The sequence below is a fragment of the Saccharothrix sp. NRRL B-16314 genome (assembly GCF_000716595.1).
Taxonomy (GTDB): domain Bacteria; phylum Actinomycetota; class Actinomycetes; order Mycobacteriales; family Pseudonocardiaceae; genus Actinosynnema.
Genome location: NZ_JNXC01000040.1, coordinates 112,121 through 130,047, shown reverse-complemented (window position 1 = coordinate 130,047; position 17,927 = coordinate 112,121). Strand labels below are relative to the sequence as shown.

Here is a 17,927-nt window from a genome sequence, read left to right as displayed (position 1 = left end):
GATTAGCTCGTTCGGCGGCTTTACCGAGCCGCTTCGCCGCTGAACACTCCGCGCGCACGCGCTCGCCGCCCGCGCGGGAATCCTCATGTGCGGGCGGGTCGAACGGGAGGCGGCAGCGGTCGCCGCACGACCCGCTTGAGATCAACTCGGGTCGCGAGTGGACGGTCGAACACACCCGACTGCCGCGATCGCGGTGGGCCGACCGGCGGGCCCCACCGGTGGACCGGCGCCGCGCGTGCGGGCATGCACCGGGCTCCCGGGTCGGGCCGGCCGATCACCTGGACGCCTGTCGATGAGTCGGACCCATCGACGGTGATCGGGGAACCCGAACTGGCCGATCGGCAGCTTCAAGGCCACGTCGACCGAGCCGGTCGAGGCCGGACATCTTCAAGTCCCCTGGCTCTTCCCTTGACTTGGACGGCATGTGACCGCTGTCATTGTGTGCCGGAGACAGTCACGGCGGGCAGGCCGATCGCCGACCGCCAAGAGTAGGACGCATCATCGACCCAGGTCCGTCCTCGGACGTCACCGGCAGGTGCCACGACGCAGTGGAGCAGTCCATGACAGCCAAGACCCGAGTGATCGCGCCGCAGGTCCCGCGCAACCGCCACCCGGCCGCTGTGCGCGCCTGGACCCCGTCCCCCACGCGAACCCGACCACCGTCACGCCGCCTACCGGCACACTGCCTCCCCACACGCCGCCGGTCCCGGCCGACGGCAAGGTGAGACCACCAGCGTCGCCGCCGTCAACCCTTGCGCGACAGAACTTTGACCCTCATCCGCACCGGCCCCGCCCCGCCGATCACCCCGACCACCATGTGAGGTGTATCCGACATGCGCCGATCGACGACCACGGCCGTCGAGGAGGACGCGGACGAGGCCGGCCTCGAACCGACGGATGCGACACGACGGCTGCTGCTGCTCATGCGCACGGGAGCGATCGACGAGGCCATCGCGCGGGAGCTGGGGGTCAGCCCCCGCACCGTGCACCGCCGGATCACGCGCCTGCAGGACCTGCTGGGCGTGCGATCCCGTTTCCAACTAGGAGTGATCGTGTGCGAGCGCGGTTGGGTGTGAGCCGGCCCTGCGCCCGACTGTCCACTCCGGACTTGCCCGGGACACCTCCCGTCCCGGTGGAACCAGCCGGACACCTGTCCGGCCGATTGTGCGGGCCGCCGCCGACGGCGTACGGTCCGATGTTGGTGATCGAACCGGTTCGACAACCAGTCCGCTCAAGCGTCCCGATGCCGTCCGCAAGCCTCGGAGGACACGGCGGCGCGTCGGGCGGGGACGAGGAGCGAGCATGGCTCGGGTGTTGATCCTGACGGCGGACGCCGCCGAGGAACTCGACTCGATGTACCCGGTCTTCCGTTTGCGCGAGGGTGGTCACGAAGCGGTCGTGACCGCTCCCACCACGCGCGCAGTGAAACTGGTGGTGCACGACTTCGAGCCCGATTGCGACGCCTACACCGAGAAACCCGGGCACCTGCTGCCTGTGGACCTGGCGTTCGGCGACGTCGATCCCGCGGAGTACGAAGGGCTGGTGATCCCGGGCGGCCGGGCGCCGGAGTACATCCGAACGAGCCCCGACGTCGCGCGCATCGTCCGCCACTTCTTCGACCGCGGGCTTCCCGTCGGCACGATCTGCCACGGTCCGCAGGTGCCCGCCGCCCTCGGTCTCCTGCGCGGGCGCACCACGGCCGCCTACCCGCCGCTGAAGACGGACATGGAGCTGGCCGGCGCGACGTTCGTGGACGAACCGGACGTCGTGGACGGAGCGATGGTCTCCTGCCGCGGCTGGCCCGACCTCCCGCTCTGGTCACGCGCGTTCATGAGCGTGCTGGAGAAGTCGCACTTTCCCGCCTGACAGCGGCCTCGATGCCGCCTTCCGGGAACCCGGCATTGGGGCCGGTCGCTTCGAAACCACGAGGTGCACCAATGCCCACGCCCATCGGGGAGACACCGATGAGATTGATCCTGCGCGCCTTGGCTGCCGCGGTGCTGCTGTTGCCGTTGATCGTCGGCACGGCGCTCGTGACCGCCGGCCCGGCGTCGGCCGCCACGTTGACCAGGGTCACGAACTTCGGCACGAACCCCACCAACCTCGACATGTACGCCTACGTGCCCGACAACGTCGCGCCGCAACCCGCGCTGCTGGTCCTCGTCCACTACTGCGGCGGATCGGCCGGCGCGATCTTCAACGGCAACGGCCGCGACTTCGCGACGGCGGCCGACCGGTACGGGTACGCCGTCGTCGTCCCGGAGGCGACCCGCGAAGGGCGCTGCTTCGACGTGTCCACACGGGCGGGTCTCACCCGCAACGGCGGCAGCGATTCCACCGGCATCATGGCGATGGTGTCGTGGATGCGGCAGCGCTACAACGTCGACCCGGCCCGCATCGTGGTCGCCGGCTTCTCCTCCGGCGCGATGATGACCAACGTCCTGGCCGCCCAGTACCCGGACGTCTTCGCGGCCGGTGCGGCGTACTCCGGTGTGCCGGCCGGGTGCTTCGCCACCGACAACGGCTCGCTGTGGAACAGCCAGTGCTCCGGCGGGAGGGTCGTCAAGTCGGCGCAGGAGTGGGGCGACCTGGCGCGTGCCATGTACCCCGGCTACACCGGGCGCTACCCGCGGATGCAGCTGTGGCACGGGACCACGGACACGACCCTCGCCTACCCCAACTTCGGCGAGGAGATCAAGCAGTGGACCAACCTGAACGGGCTCAGCCAGACGCCCGCGTTCACCGACCACCCGCAATCGAGCTGGACGCGCACCCGCTACGGCGACACGAGCACCCGGGCCACGGTCGAGGGCATCAGCATCTCGGGCACGGGCCACACCCTGCCGCAGGGCGGGATGTTGGCGTACGCGATCTCGTTCCTGGGTCTCGACGCGGGGAGCGGTGGCGCCAAGACCGGTGCATTGCGGGCGGTGAACGCCGGGAAGTGCCTCGACGTGCCCGGCCAGACCACGACCCTCGGCACCCGGTTGCAGATCTGGGACTGCTGGGGAGGCCCGAACCAGCAGTGGACCTCCACCGCGGCGGGTGAGCTCACTGTGTACTCGGGGAGTACGACGCGGTGCCTGGACGCGGAGGGCGGGGGTGCGGCGGCGGGGACGGCGGTGATCATCTGGTCGTGCCACGGTGGGGCCAACCAGCGGTGGCGGCTCAACGCGGACGGCTCGGTGACCGGGACGCAGTCCGGGCTGTGCTTGGAGGTCGCCAACGCAGGGACCGCCAACGGCTCCCCCGCGCGGCTGTGGACGTGCAACGGCCAGAGCAACCAGCGCTGGGTGCTCGGGTGAGCCGGGTGAGTGCGACGACAGCCCCGAGGGCGGCCGGTGACGGTGATGAAGTGGTGCGGCGGCGCGAGCCGCCAAGGTAGTCCGGTCCCGTAACCGCCCCGAAGGCCGCGCAATCGCGACACCTGTCGGCCCACGACCGCACGGCCCTCCCGGCAGCTCTTACGCCGGTCTCGCTGCCCCTTTGGCCGGTCATCCATCTGGCGACAGGTGGATGACCGGCCAAAGGGTGGTCCGGAGCCTGAGCCCGATCAGCTACGCAGGTTCCACTGCTGGTTGGCGCCGCCGTTGCAAGCCCAGAGGATGACCTTGGTCCCGTTCGCGGTGCCGGCGGCGTTGGCGTCCAGGCACAGCCCGGACTGCACGCCGGTGATGGTGCCGTTGGTGTTGACGTTCCACTGCTGGTTCGTCTGCCCGTTGCAGTCCCAGATCACCACGGTGGTGCCGTTGCTGGTGCCCTGGTTGTTGGCGTCCAGGCACTTCGTCCCGGCCACCTGCAACTGCTTGCCCGCGGTGTGGGTGAAGCGCTGGTTGGTGCCGCCGTGGCAGTCCCACAGCTGTGCCTGGGTGCCGTTGGTCGTCGCCGTGCCGGGAATGTCGACGCACCGGCCGGACTGGCCGCCGACGATCGTCACCGCCCCCGGCTGACCGCCGCCCTGCCGCCGGGCGAGCGACTTCGACTCGGGCGACCGGTTCCCCTGCGCGTCCAGGACGTAGAGCCGGTAGTCACCGGACGTGGTCGGTACGTCGATGGTCGTCGCGGTGCCGCCCGCCTTGGTCATCGTCGGGCCGACGGCGAAGGTGGTCGTGCCGGAAGGAGCCAGCCAGACCGTCTTGGTCGCATCGCCGGCGCTCCGGATCGGAATCGACGAGCTCCCGGTGCCGACGAACGTGCTGGACGGCAGGACGTGGTCCGGCGTGGAGACGTTGCCCGGCGGGACGATGTCCCGGTAGGAATCCTCCAACCCGGCGTTCACGGCGATGCTGTGGGCCGCCGCGGGCCACACGTAGTCGGAGGACACGAGGATGTCCTGGATGGTGCTGTTCGGCAGGTTCTTCTGGGAGACCTTGTTGATCGGCCCGTAGGTCTGCGTGATGCTCAGGTCGTGCTTGCGCCCGAAGTCGTCGGAGTTGATGAGCCACGTGATGTTCTTGTCCACGCTCAGGACGTTGTCGCGGAAGGTGATGTACGCCGAGCCCTCGTCCGGGTGAAGACCGTACTTGTGGCCGGCCGGTACGCCTTGGAGGTAGTTGTTGCTGATGACGGTTCCCGGCTGGCTGCCCAGCGTGTAGATGGGCGCCGTGTCGCTGAGGCGCTGCACCGTGTCGATGATGTGGTTGTAGCTGATGTTGTTGTTCTTCGCCGTGGTGGTCGGCCGGTTGGGTGCGATCGAGCCCGACGACCCGTCGAAGTTCCACCACCCCCAGCCGAGCGTGATGCCCGACCACGGGCTCTTCTCGATCCGGTTGTGCTGGATCGTGAGGGTGTCGACGAAGTACGCCGAGATGGGGCTGTGCCCGTTGAACAGCACGGCGCTGTCGTGGAGGTAGTTGTTCTTGATCTCGATGTTCTTGGGCAGACCCTCGACCTGGGCGGAGTACTTCTCGCCGTTGGTCGCCGTGTGGTCTCCGATGTAGACGTGCTGGGGATGGCCCACGGTGATGGCCGACCCGGCGATGTCGTTGGTGTAGTTCCCGGTCAACTGCGTGTTCTGCACGTCGTTGACCATGGTGATCCCGTCGACACCGGTGTGCTGGACCCGGTTGCGGTCAAGGTGGATGCCGTCGGCGTTCTCGATCTGGATGATGCCCGGCGCGACGTCGACGTTGCGGTAGTAGTAGACGTGGAAGTTCCCCTTGACGTACAGGGAGTTGCCCAGGTTGCCCTGCTGCGCCTGCTTGAACGCGGAGCCGGCCACGCTGAAGAGGTTCCAGTCGGAGTGCTGCACCGTGAGGCCGGAGAACGTGATGTTCCGGGCGTGGTTGGTCGTGGACGTCCCGGCGACCCGCAGCAGGGTCGACACGTTGTTCGGCGCGTGGACCGTCGCCGTCGCCATGTTCTCGGAGTCGGCCTTGTAGTAGTAGAGCGTCTTGCTCGTCTTGTCGAAGTAGAACTCGCCCGGCGAGTCCAGGAACTCGTAGGCGTTCGAGAACTTGTGGGTCCCACCGACCTGGTGGTTGCCGTTGAACGCGCCCTGGGCGATGGCCGCGCCCGGTTGCTGGAACAGCGCTACGCGGTTGGCGCCGTCACTGCTCGTGGTGACCTGGCGGACTCCCGCGATCGCCGTCGTCCAGGTCGTCGCGGTCTCGATCTCGATGTCGTCCGGGTTCCGGGAGATGGCCGGAAGATCGCCCAGGCCGTACTTGGCGCCGTCGCACTGCGAGCCTGATTCCCGCGCCCAGGAAGCCTGGCCCGCGGTGACGTTGTACGTGCCGTAGCACCCCTGCGAGCTGATGGTCTTGGTGGCCATGAAGGCCCGCTTGTCGTTGACGTAGAGCGCCCGCAGCTTGTTGGCGCGGTTGAGCGGGGCCTTCCAGATGTTGCCGCCGTGCTGCGTCCAGCCGGTCACCTGCACGCCACCGCTCAGCACCGGCGTCTCGCCCTGGTACGCGGAGTAGACGACCCGGTACCCGTTCGTGCCCGAGTCGCTCGGCGTGAACTCGATGGTGCTGCTCACCGGGTAGTTGCCCCCGCGAAGGCGGACGTGGATGTCGCCCGACATGTTCCCCTTGGTCGTGCGGACGACGTCCCGCGCGCGCTGCACCGTTCTGAACGGCGCCGTGATCGTCCCTGCGTTGGCGTCGTCGCCGTCGGGGGCTACGTAGTAGGTCGCCTGGGTGGCGGCCGAGGCCCGGAAGTGATCCGCGAAGGCCGGCAGCAGCGCAGCGGATGCGAACACCGCGAGCGCCACCAACGACCTTGCGGCGGCGTTGGCTGATTTCACCTTGTTCTCCCTTTCGCTTGGTCCCGATCAGACGTGCCGCCGTTCCGGCACCGCCGCGAGCGCGTCCACTGTGGACTGAACGCTCCTGTGGACCCGCACTACGAGCACGGCGAGGTCAGGGCAGATACAAGGCTAGCAATACATCCCATCACTCGGGAAGGGCTCGGATCGCGGAGGTCTACCGCCACCGGGCGACCAGAAAACCTTTAACCAGGCCAAATGCCGCACCCATCGCTCCATGTGGCCGCACAAGCTGCACACCAACCTCAGGATGGACCTGTAGATTCATCCCATGTCAGGCTGTCAGAGGTAGCCGAGGGGACGGGCCGCAGACGGCGGATTCCTCACAGGCAGCCGCGGGAGTACGCGGCCAGCACTGCCGAACGGCACCCGCCCGTGATCGCCGGCGGCTGGAAGCGGTGCGCGACAAGGTTCTCGGCGCGGACTTCTCGGCGCTGCCCACCCGGCACACCGCGATGTACGAACGCTCGCGGCTGGACAGGCGGTGCCGACTGGCTGATGGAGCTCACGCTGTTCGACCGCGTGACACCCGGGGAACAAGCCGGTAGTGCTCGTGCCCGCATAGCGACGTACAGCGGTTCCCCGTCCCGTGGAGGCGATGACCGGGACGGGGAACCGCTTTTCAGGGCTGGTTACGGTGTCAGGAACACGCGGTGCCGTTCAGGGCGGGTGAACTGAATGGCGGTGTAGTTCCGCTGTAGCTCGCGTTGTAACCGATGGTCGTCGTTCCACCGGTCGGGAGCGACCCGTTCCAAGACGCGTTGGAGACCCGGACGACATCGCCCGTGTCCGTCCACGTCCCGTTCCAACCCTGCGCGACGGACACACCGGGAGCCGAGAACGTCAGGGTCCAGCCGTTGAGCAGCTGTCCCCTGTTCGTGATCACGATCTCGCCGGTGTACCCGCCCGACCACTGGCTGACCACGCGATGGGTCACCGTGCAGCCACCGCCTGGGTTGTTGCTTGTCGTAGTCGTGGTTGTGGTGGTGCTCGTCGATGTGGTCGACGTCGGACCGGCCGCGATCGCCAGGTCGTACGCGCGCTGCGGCACGAACTGGCCGGCCGGTGCGATGCAGCCGTCCGCCTCACCCGGCAGCTTGACCCACAGGAACGCGGCGATCCGGGAATCGCCCGTGTTGGTCGTGCTGGGCGTGCCGATCGCGCGCCCGGCCGGGTCGCACCACTCGGTGCCCAACGGGCCGTTGCCGTTGCGACTGGTGTCGATCACGGCCGTGAGCCTGCCGTCGCCGAGGGCGTTGAGGATGTTCTTGGTGTAAGCCACCTCGTCGGACGTGCTGCGGTAGTTCGACACGTTCGACGCGATGCCGTCGGCGCTGTTGGAGATGTCGGCCGCGCGGAGCCTGTTGGCGGCCTCCGTCGGGCTCAGCCACGCCGAGTTGCCGATGTCGTAGTACACCTTGGCCTGCCCGGAACCGGACTTGAGCTTCTTGCCCGCGTAGGCCATGGACGCCCTGGTCTGCGCCTGCTGGTCGGCGTTCTGGCAGTTGCTCATGATCGGGAGCACGTCGGGTTCGAGCACGATCGACGCCGGCCGGCCGGCCAGGCCCGCCGCGACCTCGTCCACCCACGCCCGGTAGGCGGAGTGGGAGGGCGCGCCGCCACCGCTGGCCCCGCCGCAGTCGCGGTTGGGGATGTTGTAGACCACCAGGATCGGGATCTTCCCGGCCGAGGCCGCCGCGCCGACGAAGGAGCTGATCTCCGAGCGCACCGTCGAGGTGTTGGTGGTGGTGTACCACCGCGCCTGCGGCACCGAGGCGATCCGGTCGCGGATCACCCCGGCACGCGAGTCACCGGAGTTGGCGGCGACCCACTTCGCGCTGGAACTCGACGGGTCGACGTAGAACGCCGACTCAGCTGCCTGCGCGGTCGCGCCGCCGCCGACGGCCAGGGCCACCGCTCCGGTCAGGAGCGCGCTCGAGAAGAGGCATGCGGCTGCGGTCCGTTTGCTGCTCGTCATGGTGTTCCCCCTGTTCAGAGTGCGGGGTATGCGTTCTGGACCAGCGAGGTGAACCCCGCCGGGAACCACGAGCCCGCGTGCGGGGCGCCGGCCATGGCACCGGTCAGGTTGCCGCCGTTGGCCTGGTCGTCGCCGCGGAAGGTCGGGTCGCACATCGGGTCGTGCTGCTTGCCTTCCTCGTTGGGGCCGTCGGTCTTGGTCGCGATGCCGTCGGACTCACCCGGAGGCTTGATCCACACGTAGGCATCGAAGCCCGCGCGCGGCGCGGCGGTGGGCCGTGCGCCGATGCCCGCGCCGGCCTGGTTGCACCAGTTGCCCCGGTGGAGCTTGCGGTCGATGCGGCCGGAGTTCACGTACGCGTCCACCGTCGACCCGCTCGCGCCGCTGGGCCGGTTCGCGCCGCCCCAGCCGTTGCGGGAGGTGTCGATCAACATGCCGATGCCGCTGGGGAAGCCGGCGGAGATGAAGCGGTTCCGCATCTCGGTGCCGAAGTCGGCCTCGTCGAAGAACGGGTTCCACTGGTAGAAGGTCGCGGACCGCAGCTGCTGGCTGCCGACGGTGAGGTTCGGGTCGGGCAGGTTGACCTCGTCGGTCGGCGAGGTGTTGGCCATGTTCGACACGAAGCCGTCGACGCTGTTGACGCCCTTGGCGGCGCCCTTGATGGTGTTGGCGATCATCGTCACCGAGGGACCCATGTTCGTGTCCCAGCCCAGCCACCCCGCGTGCCCGATGTCCACGTAGTTGTAGACGTTCGAGATCGCGCTGAGCTTGCTCAGGGCGTACTGGATGCCCTGGACGTAGGCGCCGCTGGAGCTGGCCTCGGCGCACTTGGGCTTGCTGAGGTTCGTCACCAGGTTGGGCAGCGAGTCGGGCTCGACGATCGCGACGATCCGCAGGCCGCGGTACTTCGGGTCGGCCATGATCGCGGCGATCGGGTCGATGTACTCGGCCTTGTAGCGGGCCAGGCCGTTCTCGCTGACCTTGAGCTCGCCGTTGGACGCGAGCGCGGCGCAGTCGCGGTTGGGCAGGTCGTAGACGACGACCTGGATCACCACGGGCGTGCCGCCGGCGGACTGCCGCACCGCCTCGTCGAGGTGTCCGGTCAAGCCGCGCCCGGCGGTGATGGCGCCGATGCGGTCCATCCACACGGCGGTGGAGTTCTCGGCGACCTTGCGCATGGACGTGCCCAGGGCGCCGCCGGTCGCGCTGGCCAGCGTGTTCACGTTCGCGACGTAGTCGGGGTTCAGGTAGCCCTTGGCGCCCACGTACGGGTTTGCCACGTGGTCACCGGGGTTGTCCGGCGTGGTCGAGGTCGTGGTCGTCGTGGTCGTGGTCGTGGTCGACGTGGACGTCGAGGTCGAGGTCGAGGTCGAGGTCGGGCTGCCGCCGCACGTGGTGCCGTTGACCTTGAACGACGTGGGCAGGGGGTTCGAGCCCGAGTACGAGGCGTTGAAACCGATGGTCGCGCTTCCACCCGTGGGCAGCGACGACGCCCACTCGGGGCTCTTCGCGCTCACGTGCTGACCGGACTGGGCGTACGTCGCGCTCCAGCCGTTGGTGATCTTCTGGGTGCCAGGGAAGTCCCATTCCAGGGTCCACCCGCCCGAGATCGCGTCGCCGAGGTTCTTGAGCGTGACGTTGGCCGTGAAGCCGCTGTCCCACTGGTTGACCCGGTAGTCGACCGAACACCCGGGTGCCGCGCTGGCGGACGTGCTCGCCAGGGTCAGCAGCCCCGCGCACAGGGCCAGGGCGGCGGCAGCGGCGCCGCCGCGTGCCAGTTTCGTTGCACTCATTCAGGGTCCTCGCAGCGTCGGTGCTGTGGTGTGAGTAGAGGTGAAGCTTCCGGGAGCGCTCCCAGACGTGGGCTCTGCGAACTGCCCGTCCACTGTTGCGGTCTCGGGGACGGGGTGGTCACGGCAAGGCCTTGCAGCGGGCCGAATCTCCCGCCGCACATGATTCACTTCGAGGCGAATGTAACCACCGCCGAGCAGGCGGTCAATTGCCAAGGTGCTAAAACTTGTTAGCGTTAACTTTAGCTTCGCTGCTTACGAAAGCCTTTCGCGCCACAGCCCGTCAACCCTGTCAAGTGGGCTTTTAACCCCAATCCCCTCTTCGCATTCACCCAGATGAACCAACGTCGCGATTACCGGCAGGCGATCCTGTTAGCGCACACAACGAGTGGCACACCATTTGACGCCTCGCAGCGACGCTCGTTCGGACCGGATCACATGACACCACGGCCAACCAAGACGCGTCAATGCTAAATGTTAGCGCTCACTTTGAGCAGTCCGCCGAGGGTGAGTCCGACCGACGCGCGACACCCACCTGGCCTGCGAACACCACCGAAGACCTCCGCCCGATGGCTGACCGGACGCAGCACAAGTGCCAAAACGATCGCATCATCCGTGGCACCCTGCACGAAACAGTTGCGTGACGCCTTGACCGAGCGTGTGCAATCGTTCACAGTCGGAAGAGCACGACCGTCACCCGCGGCCGTAATCGCCGCACCCCATTCGCCTCCCTCCGCCCTGCGGAAAATGAGGCGATTTGTTAGCGCTCACCTTCCCTGCCCACCGTCGGCACCCGAGCCCGCGGTGGCCGATCCGAAGGGCATGTGATGGAACATTCGACACGAGCGGTCATTCGGCCGACGTTCGCGAGTCGGCCGAGAACAACGGCGTTGCTGCTCGTCGTAGGACTGATCGCCACCATGCTCGCGGTGGCGTTCCACGGCTCCGCCAGGGCGGCGGGCACGACGCTGGCCACCGCGGCGGCGGAGAAGGGCCGGTACTTCGGCACCGCCGTGGCCGGTGGCAGGCTCGGCGACTCGACCTACGCCGGGCTCCTCCAGCGCGAGTTCGACATGGTCACGGCCGAGAACGAGATGAAGATCGACGCGACCGAGCCGAACCAGAACCAGTTCACCTACGGCAACGCCGACCGCATCGTCAACCTCGCCCGTTCCCAGGGCAAGCGGGTGCGCGGCCACACCCTGGCCTGGCACTCCCAGCAACCCGGCTGGATGCAGAACATGTCGGGCAGCGCCCTCCGGTCCGCGATGCTCAACCACGTCACCAAGGTCGCCTCCTACTACGCCGGCAAGATCTACGCCTGGGACGTGGTGAACGAGGCGTTCCAGGACGGCAGCTCCGGCGCGCGGCGCGACTCCAACCTCCAGCGCACCGGCAACGACTGGATCGAGGCCGCGTTCCGCGCCGCCCGCGCCGCCGACCCGAACGCCAAGCTCTGCTACAACGACTACAACACCGACGACTGGACCCACGCCAAGACCCAGGCCGTCTACCGGCTGGTCCAGGACTTCAAGCAGCGCGGCGTGCCCATCGACTGCGTCGGCCTCCAGTCGCACTTCAACGCCCAGAGCCCGGTGCCGTCCAACTACCAGACCACGCTGCAGAACTTCGCCAACCTCGGCGTCGACGTCCAGATCACCGAGCTGGACATCGAGGGGTCCGGCTCCGCGCAGGCGTCGAACTACGAGCGCGTGGTGAAGGCCTGCCTGGCCGTCACCCGCTGCGCCGGCATCACCGTCTGGGGCATCCGCGACACCGACTCCTGGCGCTCGTACGGCACACCGCTGCTCTTCGACGGGCACTCGGGCAAGGTCCTCGACGTGCCGAACTCGTCGACCGCGGACGGCGCCGCGATCCAGCAGTGGACCGACCACGGCGGCACGAACCAGCAGTTCCGTGCGGTCGAATCGGGCGGGTACCACAAGTTGGTCAACCGCAACAGCAACAAGGCCGTCGAAGTCCAGGGCTCGTCCACGGCGGACGGCGCGAACGTCGTCCAGTACGGCGACACCGGCGGGAACAACCAGCAATGGCAACTGGTCCGCATCGGCTGATCCAGCACCGCAGTGCGAAGGCGGGGGACGGTCGGTCCCCCGCCTTCCTGCTGCCGAACTCCGTGCCGCGATCCTCAGGTCGGGCGGCGCGACGGGATCAGGTGAGGCTCCACCGCTGGTTCGAGCCGCCGTTGCAGGTCCACAGCTGCACCTGCGCGCCGTTGGCCGTGGACGCCCCGGACACGTCCAGGCACAAGCCGGACTGCGCGCCGGTGATCGTGCCGTTGGCGTTGACGTTCCAGCGCTGGTTGGCCTGGCCGTTGCAGGACCAGATGACCGCCCGCGTGCCCGCGCTCGTCCCCTGGCCGTAGGCGTCGAGGCACATCTGGGCGGCACCCGCGTACACGGCCAACTGGCCCGAGGACGTCCGGGTCCACGTCTGGCCGGCACCGCCGTTGCAGTCCCAGATCCGGGCCTGCGCGCCCGCCGTCCCGTTCGGCACGTCGAGGCACTTGCCCGCGCCCACCGCGCGCACCGCACCGCCCGGGGTGATCCCGCCGCCGGTGGTGTACCCGGCCGCGATGACGTTGGCCTGCACGGCGTTCTCGGTCGCGTCGGACGGGTAGCCCGCGACCATCGCCCCTTCGTAGAACGTGCCCGCGCTGAGGTTCGCGCCGCCGTCGGGCTTGCAGCAGTCGCCGCCGCTGCCCAGGATGATGGCGCCCTGCTTCTTCATCGGGCTGTACCCGTTGGGCAGCGGGCCGTCCCACAGCGTGGTCAGGCTGCCGACCTGCGCGTCGCTGCCCTTGAGCGCGAACCGCGTGGTCCCGTTGTTCTTCAGCATCGCCGTGACGAATTTGCTGGTGAAGGCGCGCTGGTTCGGGTTCCACGACTGGCTGCCGCCGGGGAACAGGCCCCATTCGAGATCCGCCTGCACCCAGGGGCCGGTGCCGGAGCACCCGCCGAACCAGCACTGCGTGCTGAAGTTGATCGCGTCCATCGCGCCGGCCGCGTCGGCTTTCCGGGTCGTCTCGCTGTTGCCGTAGTCGAAGCAGCAGCCGCTGTTGACGTGCGTGCCGCTGGTCACCATGTACATGCCTTCCGGCGCGGCGCCGGTCGGCACGCCCGTCAGGTGGCCGTCGCGCCAGTAGCTGTTGCCGGGGTTGATGTAGAGCGAGTAGGCCTTGCTGCCGCCGACCGCCAGCGACTCGGACGTGGCGAGCGCGGGCCTGCTCTGGGGTGACCCGGGGACGACGTCCGATCCCTGGTACCACAGGTCGTTGCCCCGACCGGACTGGTCGTAGACCACGGTGACGACGCAGGTGGTGCCGGCGCAGAACGAGTCCTGGGTCGCCGCGTTCGCGGTGCCGCCCGCGGCGAGCAGGCCGACGTCCCTCGTCGTGTTGTCCGAAGAACGCCTGACCTGGTAGAGGTTTCCGGCGTACGCGCCGTAGAGCGCCCGCGTCGTGCTGTGCGCGGCCACGCAGGGCGTGCCGCCCGAGGCGTAGATGTCACACGGCCCCGTGCCGGCCGCCAACGCGGTCACCGGTGCGGACCACGTCGTCAACGCCGCGGGCAACAGGGCCAGTGCCATCACGGCACGCGCGCGCACCGCCGTCCGCGTGCGCCACCAACGCTTCGCTGAGCCTTTCGGGGAATTGGGTAAGGGCTGCATCTTCGCTCCTAGGAGGACGGACTGATCGGTGGCGGCCAGGGCGGTGAACCCTGGCCGCCACCCGCGTTCAGTTGCGCACGCTCCACTGCTGGTTCGTGCCGCCGTGGCACGCCCAGAGGTGGAGCAGGGTGCCGTTCGCGGTCCCGTTCCCGCTGGCGTCCAGGCACAGCCCGGACTGCACCCCGGTGATGGTGCCGTTGGCGTTCACGTTCCACTGCTGGTTCGTGCCGCCGTGGCAGTCCCAGATGATCGCCGCGGTGCCGTTCGCGGTCCCGGCGCCGCTGGCGTCCAGGCACTTGTTGCCGTTCACCACCAGCTGCTTGCCGGAGGTGTGGGTCCACCGCTGGTTGGCGCCGCCCGTGCAGTCCCAGAGCCGGGCCTGTGCGCCGTTGGCGCTCCCGTTGGCGACCTCGGCGCAACGTCCCGACTGTGTTCCGACGAGCATGGCGTTCTGCGGCCCGGTGGTGCCGCCGCCGCCAGGCCCGGCGTTGGCCATCACGGCCTGGGCGCCGGCCGGCCAGTTGCCGTTGGTGACGACCGTGTTGCCGGACACCACGTTGCCCCGGTCGCCGTTGGTGACGTTGGTGCTGCCGTTGGTCGACCAGTTGTTGGTGACGGTCCAGTTGCCCATGTTCTCGCCACCCCAGTAGTTCGCGGTGGCCCACGTGCCGGTGTTGGAGAAGACGTTGCCCGTGACCGAGTAGTACTTCGAACCCTCGTCGAAGTAGACGCCGAAGTAGCCGTTGGTCCGCAGGCAGTGGTTGCCGCTGATCGACGAGTTCGGGTTCCACGACAGCGTGTAGATGCACCCGCCGTCGTTCATCTGCTGCATGACGTCGTGGACGTAGTTGTTGAGGAGCCGGTTGTTGGACGCGGTGGTGGGCGTCGTGTAGCGCGGCTGGTAGTTGTACAGGCCGCGGTTGGCGTAGTTGGTGTTGCCGCCGGCGTCGTTGGCGCCCCAGCCGTACCCGATCGACATGCCGGAGTACGGCATGTTGTAGACCTCGTTGTGCGACACGGTGGCGGTGCTGACGTAGGTGTTCAGGACCGAGACGTTGCCGCGGTACTCGATGCCGAGGTCGTGGATGCGGTTGTAGCTGACGGTGATGTTCCGGTTGACCATCCGCTGGTCGCTCGGGTGGTGCGCGTCGGCCCGCACGCCACCGACCACGACGCCACCGGCCGAGCTGCGGGCGATCTCGGACCGCGTGACCGTGATGTTGCTCGCGCCGAGGCCGACACCGCTGGCGTGGGCGTTCGCGTCGTTGCCGATGCCGATGGCCGTCTGGCCGAGGTTGACGAACTGGGAGTCGCTGAACGTGATGTTGTCGGCGGCGGAGACCTGGACGGCGGCGGGCATCTGGTTCCAGTGCGGTCGCGCGGCCTCGAACTGGGTGCAGCCGTTCTGGCACGAGGTCAGGCGGTCGGCCGGCCAGTTCCAGTTGCCCGTCATGTAGCCGCCGGTCTGCTGGTCCGCGAAGCCCTGGTTGCTGCTGGGGCCGAGCCAGCTGGTGCCGGTGAACGTGATCCCGGTGAACGAGATGTGGTGCGCCGGCGCGTCATAGGTGCCACCGACGTCCACCAGCGACTGCAACACCGGCAGCTCGACGGCGGCGGTGCTCATGTTCTGCCCGGCCAGCGGGATGTAGGACAGCGCGCCCGTCCCGGGGTTGAGGTACCACTCCCCCGGCGAGTCCAGGAACTCGTAGGCGTTGGCGAGGTAGAACGGACCGGCCCGGTGCGGCTTGCTGAGCGTGTCGTACCCGAAGGTGTTGTTGTTCCACGCGGGCTGCTGCATCGTCAGGAAGTTCCCGCTGATGCTCTGCACCGGCGAGTACCGGTCGGTGAAGGAGTTGACGCTCTCCACCTCGACGCGGTTCTGGTTGGCCAGGGTGTTCAGGTAGTTCAGCGCGGTGTTGGAGAACCTCATGCCGGTACTGGCGAAGGTGAAGTCGGCCCGGTTCACCTGCGTGCGCGCCCGCGTCGCGATCGCGCCGTTGACGTACAGCTGGCGCGAGTCGATCCCGGTGGGGACGGTGGCGCGCCAGATGTTCCTGCCGGCGTCGACGACCGACCAGCCGGTGACGGCGCGGGCACCGCTGATGACGGGACGCGCGGACGGCGCCGCCTGCCACAGCACGCGGTAGCCGTTGTTGCCGGAGTCCGCCGCGGTCAGCCGCAGCGGCTCGGAGAGCCGGTACACGCCGTCGGCCAGCTGCACGACGATGTCACCGGACATGGTGCTGTTCCGCGACCGCACCGCGGCCTGGGCGGCGGGCAACGAGCACGGCTGGGTGGACGAGCAGCTGGTGCCGGTGCCGGCAGGCGACGCGTAGAGGGTCGTGGTGGCGGCGGACGCGGGAGGCGCGAGAGCCACCGCCGCGGTCAGCGCCACGGCGGCGACGCCGGCCGACAGCGGCCTTCGCACCGCGGAGGAAGAGGACGCGAACAAGGGAACCTCCTGACTTCGAGTGTGGTGCGACGCCCGGTCGAGGTGTCGGGTGGCACGTCGTGGTGGCGCGGGCGAGCCGGCCGGGAACGTGCCCGGCCGGACGCCTCGCGTCGAGCGGCGCCTAACGGGGAAGCGGTGGCGCGTCCCCCGGACGCGGCGCGGCGTCGTCGGGGGTCAGGTGCCACACCTCGTGCATCGGCTCCCAGCGGACGGCGGAGCCGGGATCGGTCGGCGACTCCTGGCACGGGTCGGTCAGGGCCCACCAGCGCTGCGACTCCGGATCGGCCGCGATCCGCGCCTGGTCGGCGTCGTGGTCCTCGCCGGTGTACTCGTAGTAGCCGAAGAGCAGGTCGCCGTGCAGGAAGATGCTGAAGTTGCGGATGTTGGCCTCGATCAGCATGCGCTCGACGGACGGCCAGACCGCGGCGTGCAGCCGGAGGTAGTCGTCGCGCCGCTCGGGGCGCAGCCGGGTGACCATCCCATAGCGTTGCAAGCGGTCCACATCGGACTCCCGGGAGAGGGGTGCGGCCGGCTCGACATCGTTGTCGGGCCGGTCGATCAGGAACGCAGGGTGTGCAGCTGTTCCGGTGGCGTGACGACGCCCTGCACCACGGCGAGCAGGCGCTGCCCGGCGCGTTCCGGGCGGACGTGCGGGCCTTCGGTCGCCGGGAGGGCGAGCCGGCGGCCGGCCGCGACGATCGCCTCCTCGTCGACGCGGACGCCCAGCCCCGGGCTGTCGCCCAGGACGAAGGACCCGTCCTCGACGTGGAGGTCGATCGAGATCCCCGACGGCGGCTGGAGGTCCTGCAGTTCGCTGACCAGGTGGTTCGGCACGGACGTCGCGGCGTGCAGCAACCCGACCGGCGTGTTGCCGATGGGGCTGACGGGCAGGTCGTGCGCGTGGGCCAGGGCCGAGACCCGCAGGAAGTGGGTGACGCCCCAGCCCGCCGCCGCCTGCACGACGTCGATCGCTCCCGTCGAGATCAACGGGCGGTACTGCTCGAGGCCGGACAGGTTCTCGCCGCTGGCGACCGACGCGCGGATGCCCCGCCCGACCGCCGCGTGCCCCTCCGCGTCCCACCGCCGGACCGGCTCCTCGATCCAGATCAGGTCGAGCGTCCGCTCCAGCTCGCCGACGTGGCGCACCGCCTGCTTGCGGGTCAGCGCCTCGTTGACGTCGAGCATCAACCCCGGTCGGGTGCCCCCGCCGGCGCTGGTGAGCACGTCGCGCACCAGGATGAGCCGGTCCCGGTCCCGGTCGACGTCGAGACCGCCCTTGATCTTCGCCACCCGCAGTCCGCGGTCGGCGTAGGTCTCGTACAGCGCGACGAGCTCGTCGTCGCCCAGCCCGATGTCCACGCCGGAGGCGTAGGCGGGCACGCGGCGGTCGCGTCCGCCGAGCAGTCGCCACAGCGGTTCGCCCGCGGCCTGCGCCTTGATGTCCCACAGCGCGGTGTCGAGGGCGCCGATGGTGGCGAACACCGTCCCGGCGTGACCGGCCTTGAACGTCTGGCGCAGCATCCGGTCGTAGAGGGCGGTGACGCCGCGCGGGTCCTCGCCCTCCAGGGCGGCGAAGATCGAGTCGATCTCCACGTGCGAGCCGAGTCCGACGCCGGTGATGCCCACGTCCGTCTCGACGAGGACGATCGGCACCCGGACGACGCCGTCGGCGAAGACGCCGTTGGCGTCGCCGACCGGACGGCCCCAGTCCTGGACGGTGGTGAGGGTCCGGTAACCAGTGATGCGCAT

11 protein-coding genes are annotated in these 17,927 nt (G+C 69.0%); 4 read left to right on the top strand and 7 right to left on the bottom strand.

Translation table 11 applies throughout. From position 1 onward, the window contains the following. Positions 1-833: 833 nt before the first annotated feature. From OQ02_RS35675 to OQ02_RS35665, 3 genes are all read left to right on the top strand, one after another. The gene (locus tag OQ02_RS35675) at positions 834-1,076 is read left to right on the top strand and encodes a helix-turn-helix domain-containing protein (protein WP_033443075.1); all 243 of its coding nucleotides are present in this window, start codon (positions 834-836) and stop codon (positions 1,074-1,076) included. Between the two features lie 226 nt (positions 1,077-1,302). Beyond that, positions 1,303-1,866, top strand: a complete 564-nt coding sequence (locus OQ02_RS35670; RefSeq protein ID WP_033443074.1) for a DJ-1/PfpI family protein — start codon at positions 1,303-1,305, stop codon at positions 1,864-1,866. A 98-nt stretch (positions 1,867-1,964) separates the two neighbouring features. Further along, a complete protein-coding gene (locus tag OQ02_RS35665) occupies positions 1,965-3,305 on the top strand; it encodes an extracellular catalytic domain type 1 short-chain-length polyhydroxyalkanoate depolymerase (RefSeq protein WP_033443073.1) in 1,341 nt (446 codons plus the stop codon). Positions 3,306-3,553: 248 nt separating this feature from the next. On the opposite strand, the gene OQ02_RS35660 is transcribed toward OQ02_RS35665, so the two are convergent. From OQ02_RS35660 to OQ02_RS35650, 3 genes are all read right to left on the bottom strand, one after another. Then, complete coding sequence (locus OQ02_RS35660) at positions 3,554-6,247, bottom strand: RICIN domain-containing protein (RefSeq protein WP_033443072.1); 2,694 nt, start codon at positions 6,245-6,247, stop codon at positions 3,554-3,556. Positions 6,248-6,908: 661 nt separating this feature from the next. Then, positions 6,909-8,246: a glycoside hydrolase family 6 protein gene (locus OQ02_RS35655; RefSeq protein ID WP_033443071.1), complete on the bottom strand. Its 1,338-nt coding sequence runs from the start codon at positions 8,244-8,246 to the stop codon at positions 6,909-6,911. A 14-nt stretch (positions 8,247-8,260) separates the two neighbouring features. Beyond that, positions 8,261-10,039, bottom strand: a complete 1,779-nt coding sequence (locus OQ02_RS35650) for a glycoside hydrolase family 6 protein (RefSeq protein WP_033443070.1) — start codon at positions 10,037-10,039, stop codon at positions 8,261-8,263. A gap of 887 nt (positions 10,040-10,926) precedes the next feature. On the opposite strand from OQ02_RS35650, the gene OQ02_RS35645 reads away from it, so the two are divergent. Continuing rightward, a complete protein-coding gene (locus tag OQ02_RS35645) occupies positions 10,927-12,111 on the top strand; it encodes an endo-1,4-beta-xylanase (RefSeq protein ID WP_442973727.1) in 1,185 nt (394 codons plus the stop codon). 97 nt (positions 12,112-12,208) lie between these two features. Here the strand turns inward: OQ02_RS35645 and OQ02_RS35640 are convergent, their stop codons facing one another. From OQ02_RS35640 to OQ02_RS35625, 4 genes are all read right to left on the bottom strand, one after another. After that, positions 12,209-13,645, bottom strand: coding sequence for an arabinofuranosidase catalytic domain-containing protein (locus tag OQ02_RS35640; RefSeq protein WP_081916183.1), 1,437 nt, complete (start codon positions 13,643-13,645; stop codon positions 12,209-12,211). A gap of 148 nt (positions 13,646-13,793) precedes the next feature. Next, a complete protein-coding gene (locus tag OQ02_RS46325) occupies positions 13,794-16,178 on the bottom strand; it encodes an RICIN domain-containing protein (protein WP_081916174.1) in 2,385 nt (794 codons plus the stop codon). A gap of 121 nt (positions 16,179-16,299) precedes the next feature. Continuing rightward, a complete protein-coding gene (locus OQ02_RS35630) occupies positions 16,300-16,680 on the bottom strand; it encodes an L-rhamnose mutarotase (RefSeq protein ID WP_231500369.1) in 381 nt (126 codons plus the stop codon). A gap of 56 nt (positions 16,681-16,736) precedes the next feature. After that, a complete protein-coding gene (locus OQ02_RS35625) occupies positions 16,737-17,927 on the bottom strand; it encodes a mandelate racemase/muconate lactonizing enzyme family protein (RefSeq protein ID WP_051773198.1) in 1,191 nt (396 codons plus the stop codon).